The sequence below is a fragment of the Nostoc favosum CHAB5714 genome, from assembly GCF_020829495.1.
GTDB classification, from domain to species: Bacteria; Cyanobacteriota; Cyanobacteriia; order Cyanobacteriales; family Nostocaceae; genus Nostoc; species Nostoc favosum.
In genome coordinates this window covers 96,658-109,129 of the sequence record NZ_JAIVFQ010000011.1, presented here as the reverse complement: position 1 = coordinate 109,129, position 12,472 = coordinate 96,658, and the positions used below count along the sequence as shown (strand labels likewise).

The 12,472-nt window shown below is 42.6% G+C and carries 14 protein-coding genes and 1 pseudogene; 10 read left to right on the top strand and 5 right to left on the bottom strand.

Annotated elements, in window-relative coordinates; all coding sequences use genetic code 11:
- Nucleotides 1–175 precede the first annotated feature (175 nt).
- From LC586_RS10820 to LC586_RS10800, 5 genes and pseudogenes are all read left to right on the top strand, one after another.
- On the top strand, nt 176–382 hold the full coding sequence (locus LC586_RS10820) for a hypothetical protein (RefSeq protein WP_229484535.1): 207 nt from the start codon (nt 176–178) through the stop codon (nt 380–382).
- Nucleotides 382–729 carry a type II toxin-antitoxin system PemK/MazF family toxin gene (locus LC586_RS10815; protein WP_229484534.1) on the top strand — a complete coding sequence of 116 codons (348 nt, stop codon included), beginning with the start codon at nt 382–384 and terminating at the stop codon, nt 727–729. Before LC586_RS10820 ends, LC586_RS10815 begins: the two co-directional genes overlap by 1 nt.
- 91 nt (nt 730–820) lie before the next feature.
- Nucleotides 821–1,051 (top strand): DUF433 domain-containing protein, encoded by a 231-nt coding sequence (locus LC586_RS10810; RefSeq protein ID WP_229484533.1) that lies wholly within the window; start codon nt 821–823, stop codon nt 1,049–1,051.
- Nucleotides 1,048–1,287, top strand: a complete 240-nt coding sequence (locus LC586_RS10805; protein WP_229484532.1) for a DUF5615 family PIN-like protein — start codon at nt 1,048–1,050, stop codon at nt 1,285–1,287. The genes LC586_RS10810 and LC586_RS10805 overlap by 4 nt, the downstream gene beginning before the upstream one ends.
- 267 nt (nt 1,288–1,554) lie before the next feature.
- Nucleotides 1,555–1,659 (top strand): annotated as a pseudogene (locus LC586_RS10800) (site-specific DNA-methyltransferase); the annotation flags it as partial.
- 55 nt (nt 1,660–1,714) lie between these two features.
- Here the strand turns inward: LC586_RS10800 and LC586_RS10795 are convergent.
- Nucleotides 1,715–1,927 carry a hypothetical protein gene (locus LC586_RS10795; protein WP_100899890.1) on the bottom strand — a complete coding sequence of 71 codons (213 nt, stop codon included), beginning with the start codon at nt 1,925–1,927 and terminating at the stop codon, nt 1,715–1,717.
- A 702-nt stretch (nt 1,928–2,629) separates the two neighbouring features.
- On the opposite strand from LC586_RS10795, the gene LC586_RS10790 reads away from it, so the two are divergent.
- The 3 genes from LC586_RS10790 (at nt 2,630) to LC586_RS10780 (ending at nt 5,423) form a co-directional block, all read left to right on the top strand.
- A complete protein-coding gene (locus tag LC586_RS10790) occupies nt 2,630–3,697 on the top strand; it encodes an SGNH/GDSL hydrolase family protein (RefSeq protein ID WP_229484531.1) in 1,068 nt (355 codons plus the stop codon).
- Between the two features lie 153 nt (nt 3,698–3,850).
- Nucleotides 3,851–4,207, top strand: a complete 357-nt coding sequence (locus tag LC586_RS10785) for a hypothetical protein (protein ID WP_229484530.1) — start codon at nt 3,851–3,853, stop codon at nt 4,205–4,207.
- Between the two features lie 151 nt (nt 4,208–4,358).
- Nucleotides 4,359–5,423 (top strand): radical SAM protein, encoded by a 1,065-nt coding sequence (locus LC586_RS10780; RefSeq protein ID WP_229484529.1) that lies wholly within the window; start codon nt 4,359–4,361, stop codon nt 5,421–5,423.
- Here the strand turns inward: LC586_RS10780 and larE are convergent.
- Nucleotides 5,413–6,240 carry an ATP-dependent sacrificial sulfur transferase LarE gene (gene larE, locus LC586_RS10775; RefSeq protein WP_229484561.1) on the bottom strand — a complete coding sequence of 276 codons (828 nt, stop codon included), beginning with the start codon at nt 6,238–6,240 and terminating at the stop codon, nt 5,413–5,415. The two genes, LC586_RS10780 and larE, sit on opposite strands and share 11 nt — an antisense overlap.
- A 320-nt stretch (nt 6,241–6,560) precedes the next feature.
- The gene (hrmK, locus tag LC586_RS10770) at nt 6,561–8,426 is read right to left on the bottom strand and encodes a hybrid histidine kinase/response regulator HrmK (protein ID WP_229484528.1); all 1,866 of its coding nucleotides are present in this window, start codon (nt 8,424–8,426) and stop codon (nt 6,561–6,563) included.
- Between the two features lie 205 nt (nt 8,427–8,631).
- Between hrmK and LC586_RS10765 the strand changes: the two genes are divergently transcribed.
- Nucleotides 8,632–9,498 carry a branched-chain amino acid ABC transporter permease gene (locus tag LC586_RS10765; protein WP_229484527.1) on the top strand — a complete coding sequence of 289 codons (867 nt, stop codon included), beginning with the start codon at nt 8,632–8,634 and terminating at the stop codon, nt 9,496–9,498.
- 21 nt (nt 9,499–9,519) lie between these two features.
- On the opposite strand, the gene LC586_RS10760 is transcribed toward LC586_RS10765, so the two are convergent.
- Both LC586_RS10760 and lipA read right to left on the bottom strand, forming a co-directional pair.
- The gene (locus LC586_RS10760; protein WP_100899884.1) at nt 9,520–9,660 is read right to left on the bottom strand and encodes a photosystem I protein PsaX; all 141 of its coding nucleotides are present in this window, start codon (nt 9,658–9,660) and stop codon (nt 9,520–9,522) included.
- Between the two features lie 182 nt (nt 9,661–9,842).
- Entirely contained in the window at nt 9,843–10,790 is a 948-nt protein-coding gene (lipA, locus tag LC586_RS10755; RefSeq protein ID WP_229484526.1) for a lipoyl synthase, read from the bottom strand.
- 333 nt (nt 10,791–11,123) lie between these two features.
- On the opposite strand from lipA, the gene LC586_RS10750 reads away from it, so the two are divergent.
- Nucleotides 11,124–11,825 (top strand): response regulator, encoded by a 702-nt coding sequence (locus LC586_RS10750; RefSeq protein WP_229484560.1) that lies wholly within the window; start codon nt 11,124–11,126, stop codon nt 11,823–11,825.
- Nucleotides 11,826–12,472 lie beyond the last annotated feature (647 nt).

Sequence of the window (12,472 nt, the reverse complement as noted above, 5' to 3'; positions counted from 1 at the left end):
AATGCAACTTGCTCAGACTAGACTGGTGGAGCCTTTCAATTTATTAACCATGAGCCAGACATATACTCACTAAAAGATGCAAAATTTATCTAAAAAGAAAGTGATCGCCTAAAATAAATCTTAGTTGTGAGCAGTCGTAATTATGACAGACTGGCATAATATCCTATAACTCAAGATGAATACTAAACTTGTTGAATCACTCTTGCAAGTTATCCTGTCTCTCTCTGATGAGGAGCGATCGCTATTGGAAGAAAAACTATTTTTCGATTCATCAGAGCCTTCAACTCGTGATTTGATGCTACTTGCCCAGGCTGGAGAAGCCTTTAACTTTCTTGAAAATGAACCAGACATATACTCACTTGACGACGGAGAACCTATCTAATGTCTCTCCAAAAAGGTGATATCGTCTTGGTTCCATTTCCATTTACAGACTTGAGTGGAACAAAGCTACGCCCTGGTTTAGTTTTATGGATAGATACTATAGGCGATGATGTCACTTTATGTTTTATTTCATCTCAAAATATAAGTAGTTTGAGTCCAGAAGAGTTCATTTTAGAACCTTCAGATCCAGATTTTACTAGTACTGGATTACGGGTTGCTTCTAAAGTTAGGGTGACTCGAATAACTACCATAGAGCGTAGACTAATCACTAGAAGGATAGGTAAATTAGGAGCAAATCAAGTACAGCAGTTGAATACAGTAATGCTTCAAGCTTTGAAACTGACATAATTTCAAGTCTATTATCAAGCTACTGAAAACCGCGTAGTTTACCGCCGTAGGTATCACCTAAAATTAAACTTAATTATAAGCACTCAAAACCATGACAAACTGGCAAGAACGCATTACTCAAAACCCAAATGTATGTCACGGTAAACCGTGTATCAAAGGAACACGCATTATGGTATCTGTCATCCTTGATAACCTTGCCGAGGGACTGACATTTGAGGAAATTATTCAAGAGTATCCACCACTGGCTTTAGAAGATATCAGAGCAGCTATTGCTTATGCAGCCCAATTAACCAGGGAAGAGGAATTGTTGCCACTGCGATGAGTAAAATGAAAGTGAAACTCGACGAGAATATGGCACAAACACACGTCGAGTTTTTACAGCAAGCTGGTTACAACGCTGAGCGTGTGACTGATGAAGGATTGTCTGGTGCTGATGATGACACTGTTTGGGAGCAAGTTTGTGCTGAGAAAAGGTTTTTCATCACCCTTGATTTAGACTTCTCTGATGTTCGTCGCTTTACACCAGGCACTCATCCTGGAATTCTATTATTGCGTTAGCAAAGCGTGCCGTAGGCATTCGCGTAACCGTAGCCGTCAAACAGTGCTAGAAATTTTGTCTCGTGTTGTACAGGAGCAACCTTTAGAAAAGTTGAAAGGTTGTCTTGTAGTAGCAGACGAAATCCAAACGCGAATCCGACGTCCGCAATGATCGCTTTTATAGAAAATCAAGAATACAGGTAGCTTTTGAATAAATATACTCCTCTGCGTTACTTTGCGTTTCCCTCTGTGTTCCTCTGCGTTAAAAAAATAACTTTTAAAATTAAAGGCTCTAACACAAGCGGGTTTGTGGCACAGACTCTGCAACGCCGATGGATATCTTTTGAAATTAACGAGGATTATGTAATGGGAAGTCGTTATCGATTTACTTAATAATCACATTAAGTAAAGAGCCAGGATTGAGGAGTTAAAATCTATAACTCCTCACTTAAATTTCTCCATTCACCTGCATTTGATGAACTTGATCCGCTAACTCTTGACGACCTTGATCATCTAGTTTGTCAATTGCTAACATCCCCATCAGAATAACTTCTTTCAGGGTCAAACGTGTCGAATGTGCCTGTTTTTGCACAATCTCTTTAATAATGGGACTCACACCAATCGCTGTACTAGCTCTAGCCACGGAATAAAAGGAAAACACTAATGATTAAGCCTAAATCTTAGCACCTCCCATGAAGTTATTTTCTATAGTTAAAACTTAATTTCAATGTGTTTCAACTCATACTTCAATAAGTAAACATTAATTTTAAATTAGGTATGTAGATAATAACCTTCTAAGTGTAGGGCACTGTCCGACAACTGTAAAATTTATATCAAAACTTCAATTATTGCATCAAAGGTAAGAATCTACTTTTGGATGAAAATAAATTTAACTTTTATTATCCCAGAATAACGGGTATAGTGTCTAACAGCGCTATAGATCGCTCTAGAGCGATACAAACCTTTTTGATTTAGGCTCTAACCTCTTTTCTTTATCAAATGGTTATTTATTATATTAGCAACGGCAAAAGCCAAACCTTCTGTCCTGAGATACTCAAAAATCACCTACTAATTGCCGATTTCGTACACACTTGTAATATTTGTGGCAACTGAGTTATAAAAAGTAGTCGGTTTGTGAAAAGAGGGCTTTCAGTACAACTATCTTCACAAATAAGACTTATATACCACCGGGAAAACCGTAATTTAAAGAGATCGTGAATTGTCAAATATAATCTTGTTAACACGCTTTACAGAACTATACAGTTTAAATAAGAATAATAACTTAACCGAAGTAAAATTTTCCTGAATACAGGCAACTAATGCTGTCATAGGGAAAAGCAGTGAGTAGAGGAGAGACAAAGCGATGAGGGACCCTTATCTGTTGGCAGCAGGCTTGTTAACAGGATTAGCAATACCAGCATCGGCTCTTCCACATTTGTCGATTGTCCTGCCAGAAAATTCTAGATTCCTGTGGGATTTAAAACAAGGTTCGCAGACAATAGTAAGTAGACAAATCATCCCCAGTGTTGATCTTTCCTTACCAGAACTCAGCAGCCAAGCGTTCCAACCCCTAAAAAGTTCGCAGCCAACAGCAGGTGATAGAAAGATCAACAGCGTTGATCTCTCCTTAGCAGAAGTCAGTAGTCAGGGATTACCAGCCCCAACAGAGTCATCACTCAACCCCAGCGCCCAATCAACTGGTCTTTCACTGACATCTGGGAATCAACTTTATTACCAAAGATTGGCAGCTCTAAAAACAGGTCAGATTTATACACGCGTAAATAGTGATAATTTGCAATCATTGTGGGAGTCGATCAAGAAGCGTCAATTAACTTATGACGACTGGAAAAGTTTACTAGCTTTAGAAGCTAGAGCGATCGCTCAAGGTCAAGGTGCAAATCATCTAAGTATCTTAGTTGGCGATTCTTTGAGCATGTGGTTTCCTAGAGAAAAACTACCTGCTGGTAAATTGTGGCTGAATCAAGGCATATCTGGAGATACTTCTAGTGGCGTTTTAAAAAGATTGGGGGCATTTTCGGCAACCCGGCCGGATGTCATTTACGTCATGGCTGGGATTAACGACTTACGAAAAGGCGATAGCGATCAAACAATTTTGCGTAATTATCGCCGAATTGTCCGTCGTTTACGGCAGACTCACCCACAAGCTCAAATCATTGTCCAATCAATTTTGCCTACTCGCCTAGCAAAACTTTCCAATAGCCGTATTCGTCACATCAACACACAACTAACGCAGATTGCCAAACAAGAAGGCGCTAATTATCTAAATATTTATAGCTGGTTTACGGATATGGAAGGTAATTTGCGCCCAGAGTTGACCACAGATGGGTTGCACCTGTCTCAAGAGGGTTATGATGTGTGGCGATCAGCACTACAGCAGATAGAATACAAGCTGACTCAACGTGGAAATTGAGCGATCGCTACGCCAACGCCGACGTTTGGGGCGATCGCATCACCATAAGTTAGAAAATTGCGTAGACAGGCTGCCAAATAGTGTCTGTAAATATAAATATTTGTGATTTCAATAGTAAATTTGCGTAAGTTCCTCTGAGGGGAATGAAATTAAATGTGTGCAGATCGCTCACAGAAATTAGCGATGTCTACGATGGGCTATGCCTATGCACTTAGTGTAAAAACGAAGGAGAATATCATGGAAAACCGTCTGGAAGGGCAAGACATTCAAGGCGACGAATTGTTTATGGATCTAACCCCAGAAGAAATACAAGAACTAGAACAGGTGAAAGGGGGATTCAGTTTCCCACGAGGCAATGATCCTCTTCCTAATGGGATTCCCGCCTTTGACATCCCCGATATCAAGGAGCTAGATACCCCTCTAATCCCTGTTAAGCCTTTTCCTAATGGGATTCCCGCCTTCAATCCTAACAGGCTAGATATCTCTAAAGATATCTCTAAGCAGGGTTGAAATTCTAAGACTTTTTCCAGAAGTTTGGGAAGAGGGGTGGCGATGGAATTTTCCTTTTTATCGTTACCCTTTAACCCTTCCCTTAACCATTGCAAAGCTTCATAAAATTTTAGATCAGAAAGAGTAATTGGAGTTAGTAATTAGTAAGCATATGGTATCTACTGGAAACTTTAACCGCATTCTGCAAATCCACCCGTCCAGACGGTGCAATCTGCGCTGTCTCCATTGTTACTCTTCTTCCAGCCCAGAGGAGCGTGACCAACTCAGTGTCCCGCTCCTTTTACAAGCAATTACGGATGCAAGTGTACAAGGATATACCATTGCCAGCTTTTCAGGAGGAGAACCTCTTGTCTACAAACCTTTGCCCGAACTGCTAAAACAGGCTCATCAATGCCAGATGCATACGACGGTTACTTCCAACGGCATACTCTTGGACGAGCGACATTTAGAGCAGCTGACTGGAGCGGTTGATCTACTTGCCATTAGTCTTGATGGAATGCCAGCCTCTCATAACCGTATGCGTTCTTCAGAGCAAGCTTTTGAAAAAATGGCGGCTCGACTCGAAGGGGTTCGCCAATCTGGTATCCCATTCGGGTTTATTTTTACACTCACAAAACAAAATTTCCGGGAGTTAGACTGGGTTGCGAACTTCGCCTTAGAGCAAAGGGCGAAATTATTGCAGATTCATCCACTTGCGGAAGTTGGACATGCTACCCAAAGCCTCGTCGGATATAGACCTAATCCCAGCATCTTATCCTATGCTTACCTAAAAGCCACGCGTCTGCGAGAAGCCCTTGGTGACAAGCTGTTTGTTCAGATTGATTTAACTCACCAAGATTTACTGCGTTCAAATCCCGGTAGCTTTTTTGCAGAAGAATCGTTAATAAATCAAGAAGACTACAGCTTTGCTGAACTCATATCGCCCCTAATTATCGAAGCAGATGGGACAGTTGTGCCAATGCAACATGGTTTTGACCGCAATTATGCTCTAGGGAATCTTAATGAGGCATCTCTGAGCGAACTCACTAAGCATTGGCGTCAAGAGCGCTACCGGGCTTTTCGAGAACTCTGCCAACAGGTTTATCAAGAGCTAACAGCACCTGCCCATCTACCGATTACGGATTGGTATGAGACACTGATGCAGTTGGCAAAAACAAGTGAGGCAGGTGAAAAAAGCACAACCGTGTCTACAGTCCAGGAAAATGCTATAGTTTAACGCCCAAGACTTCCCGATTCAAAACCTGATTCAACTTACCACTGCGATAACCTTCTAAATCCAGGGTTACGTAAAGAAATCCGAAATCCTGAAATGCAAAAACTACTTTCTGTAAATCCGTAGTTAACACAAACTCTTTAATTTGTTCTGATGCCAATTCAATGCGTGCTGTATCTACTTCTGATCGCACGCGCAAATTCTGCCAACCTAGCTTTCTTAAGAAAATTTCTGCTCTACCAACTCGTTGTAACTTAGCTACAGTAATCTCTTCACCATAAGGAAACCGCGAACTGAGGCAAGGTTGAGCAGGTTTATCCCACCAAGGTAAACCGAGTTGTTGCGAAAGTTGCCGAACTTCAACTTTAGTGACACCCACTTCTGCTAAAGGCGATCGCGCCCCTCTCTCTTTCGCCGCCTGAATTCCTGGGCGATAATCATGCAAATCATCGGCATTTACCCCATCTACCACATAGGGATAACCCAACTCTAAAGCTAAAGGTTTGAGAGTATCGTGCAATTCACTTTTGCAAAAATAACAGCGATTAACAGGGTTAGAAGTGTAATTGGGATTTTCCATCTCGTGAGTCTGGACGATTTTATGCCCAATCCCAATAGTTGCAGCTTGAATTTTAGCATCTTCCAACTCTTCTGGTAACAGCGAAGGAGAAACAGCTGTTACAGCCAAAGCGCGATCGCCCAACGCATCATAAGCAATTTTGGCAACCAAAGTACTATCAACGCCCCCAGAGTAGGCAATCAACGCCTGCTCCATTTCTTGAAATAAAGCTCTTAATTGCTCAAATTTTTCTGTCAGCATCATTTCCCAATCCTGCCAAAACCCGATAGCACCCTGCAAATTCTATTCTAGTAAAAACAGCAGCAGTGACAAGAGAAAAACTCAGCAGAAAGTCAATCAACAGCCGCAAAATCAAGCAACACCGTCTTCTAGGAAAGAATTGTACGAAGGTGTAAGTCAAAAGCGAATGAAGCGGTAGCGTAATGAAGCAATCGCAAGATATGGGATTGCTTCACTCCACTACGTTGCGCTCGCAATGACAATTCATAACGTGGGTTTGATATAACTTACACATTTGGGATGCTCCCGTTTGACACTGCCCCGACTCAACAAATTTCGCTTTAGATTGGGGCTTTGCTGTACTTGGCCACCAGACTGGCTAAAAGTGGTAAATCAATTGGTTTAGAAATATAGTCATTTACTCCAGCTGCTAGACAAGTTTCGCGATCGCCTTTCATTGCCATTGCTGTTTGAACAATTACCGGAATCGTCTGATATTGCCGATTTTCTCGGAGCTGCTGTACCAACTTAAGACCATTTCCATCTGGCAGATGAACATCCATCAAAATCACCACTGGGTCTAACTGTGCTAAAGCTTCCCACATCTCGGCAGCATTCTTAACCCAAGTCACCTGATATCCCAATTTACGTAGATAAATTTGCATCAAATTAGCGTTGGGTAAGTCATTTTCTACCAGCAAAATATCTACAGAAGAACTAAGGGTGAAAGGCAAAGGAGGTGAGGAGGATTGTTCTTCCCCTGCTCCCCCTGCTCCCTCATCTCCCTCATCTCCCCCCACTCCCTCATCTCCCTCATCTCCCCCCACTCCCACTTCTTGCTTAAAGGGAAGTACAAGGGTAAAACGGGAACCGCAATTTACTTCAGATTCCACTTTCACAGAACCACCGTGAATTTGGGCGAGTTTCCTAGTTACTGCTAAACCCAAACCAGTACCTTCACCACCACCAGCGACAGCCTTGGCAATTTGGAAATAGGGTTCAAACAGTTGAGCCTGGTCTTCTTGGGAAATGCCAGTGCCAGTATCCCAAACTGTAAAATCCACAAATAGACCTTTGGAAGCAACCTCTAAGCCAACACTTCCTTTGCTGGTGAATTTTAGGGCATTGAAGAGTAAATTCAACAGCATTTGCTTGAGTCGCAAGGGGTCAGCTACTAGGGTTGTGATATCGGGGTCAAGTTTTAGACGGAGTTTCAAACCCTTATTAGCGGCTTTCTCTTTCACCAGTGCGAAAACATTGCTACATAGCATTGGCACATCAATTGTTTCCCACTGCACCTCCAGCTGATTTGCTTCAATTTTAGAGAGATCCAAAATATCATTAATCAGACCTAGCAAGTGCTTGCCGCTAGACTGAATGATATTTAAATACTCTTGCTGGCGTTCTTTAGTTGGTTCGTACCCTTGGGCTAAAAGCAGGTGGGTAAACCCAATAATAGAACTAAGCGGTGTGCGAATTTCGTGGCTGGTGTTTGCCAAAAACTGATTTTTCAGTTGATTGGTGCGCTCCAATTCTTGATTAGAGTTACTTAACTGTTGATACCGTCGCTGCCAATATAGGATGTTTCTAAGTTGTACCAAGGCTGTAGTACAGAGCTTGGCAGACCTTACCATCAATTGTGATTTGAGTTGAGCTTGTAATTTTATGAGCGACTCACGAGCAGAGTTTAGGGGCGCTGTGGCAATAATTAGCCAGCCCATGACGTTGCCAAAATCATCAGCTAACCGCCAAGCGCTCGGTGGTTGTTGATTCTCAAGCTGCTGCAAATATTCGAGTTCTATGACCTCTTGCAATCTCAACAGCAGCTTTTTTTCTGCTGTCAGCAATTCTAGAAATAAAGGTTGTGAGTTTGAAGATAGAGAACAAGAAACATAGCAAACTGTGGCAACAGTTTCTTGTGGTTCAAACAAAGCGATGCCTACGGCACAATCTGTAAGCGCCAAATTACTGCTGTTGACAGCACTGTTAATCTCGTTGACTACAGTTTGGAAAATTTCTGCTTCTGCGGCTCCTGCCTGTGGGACAGTTTTACAAGCAGAAAGCAGGCAATCATTAAGGCGACTTTGCAACTGGTTCAAGCTGCTCTCCAGCCACAACCTGGCGCGAAGTTGCTGAATTGTTGTCAAAGGTTTTGGCCTTGCATCTATCTGTGAGTTCTGGTCTGGTAAGCTTGAGTACTGCTGCATGGTCAACTAGACCGCTGAACTGGTTTAGCTACGCATAAAAATCCGCAAAGGATTCTATGTATATTAACGGACAATTCTTTTTTATTTATAAACCATAACTTATGTTGTTATAAACCATAACTTATGATGTCAAATTTAGCTGCTATTCCAAAAAAATTATTATATGAACCATTGACCTAAAATTTTTTAAAGCAACTTAAGGCTTATGGATACACAATTCGCTCAACTAATCGTTAATGGGATTGCAGTGGGGAGCATTATTGCTTTAGCGGCAGTCGGACTCACTCTTACCTACGGAATTTTACGGCTATCTAACTTTGCTCATGGTGATTTTCTAACTCTAGGAGCCTATCTAACCTGGCTGATAAACACTATTGGAGTTAATATTTGGCTGTCGATGATCCTGGCGGCGGGAGGAACAGTAGCAGCAATGCTGTTATCGGAAAAGTTACTGTGGTCAAAGATGCGCTCTATTCGTGCTACTTCCACTACGCTGATTATTATTTCTATCGGACTTGCCTTATTTCTTCGCAACGGCATTATTTTTATCTGGGGTGGCAAGAACCAAAATTATAATTTACCTGTTACGCCAGCTTTAGACATCTTTAGCTTAAAGGTGCCGCAAAATCAATTATTGGTATTGGGGTTGGCGGTGCTAGCAATTTTGGCACTGCATTACCTGCTGCAAAATACCAAAATTGGTAAGGCGATGCGAGCAGTTGCTGACGATCTGGACTTAGCCAGGGTTTCAGGTATCAATGTTGACCGAGTGATTTTATTTACTTGGGTAATTGCTGGCAGTCTTACGTCCTTGGGCGGCAGTATGTATGGGTTGATTACAGCCGTGCGACCGAATATGGGGTGGTTCTTAATTTTACCATTATTTGCTTCAGTAATTCTTGGTGGGATTGGCAACCCTTACGGTGCGATCGCAGCAGCTTTTATCATTGGCATCGTCCAAGAAATCAGCACTCCTTGGCTGGGTTCACAGTACAAACAAGGTGTAGCGCTGTTAATCATGATTTTGGTGCTGCTCATTCGTCCCAAAGGTTTATTCAAAGGAACGATTTGAGCAGCACCACTCCACTTCTAACTACTCAATAATGTGGAAATAGTAGGCTGCTACCAGAAAATTGATAGCTAACAAGAACAGTGCCCAGCCTGTGCGAAAGGCGTAGGGAGGTTTAGCTCCACTGTCGGCAACTGGTAAATTCTTCGTCGTTTTAGCAGTCATAATGCGATTCTCCTAATGTCAGGACTTTTTAAGAAATACCAAACTGGTGTACCAAATACTCAAATTCTTCAAGAATATTTGTGTGAAGTTGGGAATTGGGCATTGGGCATTGGGCATTGGTTATTTCTTCCCCTGCTCCCCCTGCCTCCCCTGCTCCCTCACTCCCTCACTCTCTCACTCCCTCACTCCCTCATCTCCCCCTGCTCCCTCATCCCCTCACTCCCCACTCCCTCCTCACCAGCATGATAGGAACTGCGAACCAGAGGCCCAGAACGAACATGGTTGAATCCCATTTCCCATGCTAATCTGCCAAGTTGATCGAATTCCTCTGGAGTCCAATATTTTTGGACTGGCAGATGTTCAAGAGTTGGACGCATATACTGTCCGATAGTCAAGCGATCGCACCCCACAGCCTTTAGATCAGCCATTGTTTCAACGACTTCATCAAGTGTTTCTCCGTGTCCCAGCATCAAACCTGATTTGGTGGGAATTGTCGGATCGATTTCTTTGACCATAGCCAGTACAGAGAGGGAGCGATCGTACTTAGCTCCCCGGCGCACTGGCCCAGTTAACCGTTTCACTGTCTCGATATTGTGATTGAAACAAGCTGGTTTGGCTTTTACAACCATCTCTATTCGTTGGCGTTGACCCGACTGCCCAACACCAGCACCACCCCAAAAATCAGGGGTCAGCACTTCAATTTGAGTCTCTGGGTTCAATTGGCGGATAGTCGCGATCGTCTCTACAAAGTGCCCTGCGCCCTGATCGGGCAAGTCATCACGGGCTACAGAAGTCAGCACCACATAACGCAATCCCAAAAGCTGCACCGCCTGGGCTACCTTTTGGGGTTCCTCTAAATCAAGAGGCATTGGTGCATGACCTTTATCTACTTGACAGAAAGCACAAGAGCGTGTGCAAGTAGGCCCCATTAGTAAGAAAGTTGCAGTTTTTTGGGCGTAGCACTCTCCCCGGTTGGGACAGCGCCCTTCTTCGCAAATCGTGTGAATTTGGCGCTGCTTAATAATGCGTTGTACGGTAGAGATTTCACTGGCTTTGCCAATAGGACGACGTAACCAGCTAGGCATTGCCATAATTTCAGACTTTAGTTCGGCTTGTTGTGACGAAATCATAGACATCTAAGCAAGATACGGATAGAGAGTAATGGTCTGTTAATTAACAAATGATAGATAAGAATAGACGCAAGGATGCTCTCACCGATGCACCATGTCTCGGTGTCACCATGTCCCTTATGCCTTAGAACAAAGCTAAAGCCTTAAATATCACCATGACACAAATTGAAAAGAGCACAAGCAAAAGTTTTGCAAAACACCTCTAGCAATGTCATTTATACCGAAATATACTATCCCCCAATTGCTAAAAATTTTGTATATAGTGGGGGAATTCTCAATGACAATCGGCAAAGCCGCTATTTACACTTAAAGTTTCTGTTAGAGCAAACAGTCGTGGCAAGCAACAAAATTTTAGTTATCGATGACACTACAGTTGTCAGGGTAAAAGTACGAGAAATGTTGCCTCCGGGCAATTTTGAGGTACTGGAAGCAAAAGACGGTTTGGAAGGGCTAAATTTCATTCTTCAGGAAAAACTCAGCCTGATTATGCTGGATTTCCTGTTGCCTAAAATGAGTGGCTGGGAGGTTTTCCAGAAAGTTCAAGCCGATCCGGAGTTAAGGAAAATTCCTTTGGTGATCATGTCTGGTCGCAAGGAAGAGGTGACTGAGAAAATCACAGAACCCTTTGAATACTTTGAATTTCTGGGTAAGCCTTTTGATCAGAAGCAACTAATTAACGCAATTAAGTTAGCTATGACCAAGGCGAAACAGCCACGCCCAGAGCTAGCGCCAGTAGGAGCAGCAGCAAGTGTCAAAAATGGCACATTTGCAACTTCTAATGTAGCCACTGCTACGGTAGCAACTCCTAGTGCTGCAAATACTGCGATGCCTACGGCGGCAAGCAACGCTACTCCTAGTGCTGCAAATACTGCGATGCCTACGGCGGCAAGCAACGCTACTCCTAGTGCTGGGGAAGCCTCCAACGCAGAAATTAATGCATTAAATGAGAAAATTGTCAAAATGCAAGCTGAAATCGATGGCTTGAAGAAACAGCTAACTCAGGTTGTGACCTTTATTAAACAAAAAATCAAGTAGCATTTGTACTCATTATTATTATCGCAGCCAAAAATACCCCGTTTCTAATAACGGGTGTCCGATTAAAAGCGGGTAAAAATAGTTAGTACAAAAATACTTATGTTGACAAATCATCGTTGAAAACAAAATTCAAAAGCAGGAAAAAATAACTAGCAATTATCTGCACCTCTATAAATTTTGAATTTTGAATTCCCCGAACGCGAATTTATGTTGAGCGGAGTCGAAACACAGCGTCTTCGTAAAAGAAGAAGTTGACAGTCTAGCAAAGCAGCCCAATACCCACTAAACCTGCCGCAGTTTGCTCTTAATCGAAGCAGAACGGCAGGCTTTTTTCTTAATTATCCTGCGATCGGAAATAGACCATGCTGTGCCCTTACGAAAGATTGGCATTGTCAAAACTGCTGTGGGGTTCTTTATTTTTGATTTATGCAAGAGGTCTATTGTGGACAAACACAAGGGACGTTTAACCTGTGACTCCAAACAGTCAGATATCTATAAGATTTGATGTTTGCAGAAATCTAAGTATATGTAGGGTGCGAAAGCGTTGCGTAATGCACCAAAATACTGTAGTGATCGCTCCCCTGGTCGCATAGAGCAATTTAGTCTGAGAATGTTGCTGTTCTCAGAGTTTTTGGGAACTATAGGAT

Excerpts from the sequence above, each read along its gene's own strand:
- LC586_RS10765 (WP_229484527.1), top strand. The coding sequence starts at position 8,632 with ATGGATACACAATTCGCTCAACTAATCGTTAATGGGATTGCAGTGGGG.
- LC586_RS10785 (WP_229484530.1), top strand. The coding sequence starts at position 3,851 with ATGTGTGCAGATCGCTCACAGAAATTAGCGATGTCTACGATGGGCTAT.
- LC586_RS10810 (WP_229484533.1), top strand. The coding sequence starts at position 821 with ATGACAAACTGGCAAGAACGCATTACTCAAAACCCAAATGTATGTCAC.
- LC586_RS10820 (WP_229484535.1), top strand. The coding sequence starts at position 176 with ATGAATACTAAACTTGTTGAATCACTCTTGCAAGTTATCCTGTCTCTC.
- hrmK (WP_229484528.1), bottom strand. The coding sequence starts at position 8,426 with ATGCAGCAGTACTCAAGCTTACCAGACCAGAACTCACAGATAGATGCA.
- LC586_RS10805 (WP_229484532.1), top strand. The coding sequence starts at position 1,048 with ATGAGTAAAATGAAAGTGAAACTCGACGAGAATATGGCACAAACACAC.
- lipA (WP_229484526.1), bottom strand. The coding sequence starts at position 10,790 with ATGATTTCGTCACAACAAGCCGAACTAAAGTCTGAAATTATGGCAATG.
- larE (WP_229484561.1), bottom strand. The coding sequence starts at position 6,240 with ATGCTGACAGAAAAATTTGAGCAATTAAGAGCTTTATTTCAAGAAATG.
- LC586_RS10780 (WP_229484529.1), top strand. The coding sequence starts at position 4,359 with ATGGTATCTACTGGAAACTTTAACCGCATTCTGCAAATCCACCCGTCC.
- LC586_RS10790 (WP_229484531.1), top strand. The coding sequence starts at position 2,630 with ATGAGGGACCCTTATCTGTTGGCAGCAGGCTTGTTAACAGGATTAGCA.
- LC586_RS10760 (WP_100899884.1), bottom strand. The coding sequence starts at position 9,660 with ATGACTGCTAAAACGACGAAGAATTTACCAGTTGCCGACAGTGGAGCT.
- LC586_RS10815 (WP_229484534.1), top strand. The coding sequence starts at position 382 with ATGTCTCTCCAAAAAGGTGATATCGTCTTGGTTCCATTTCCATTTACA.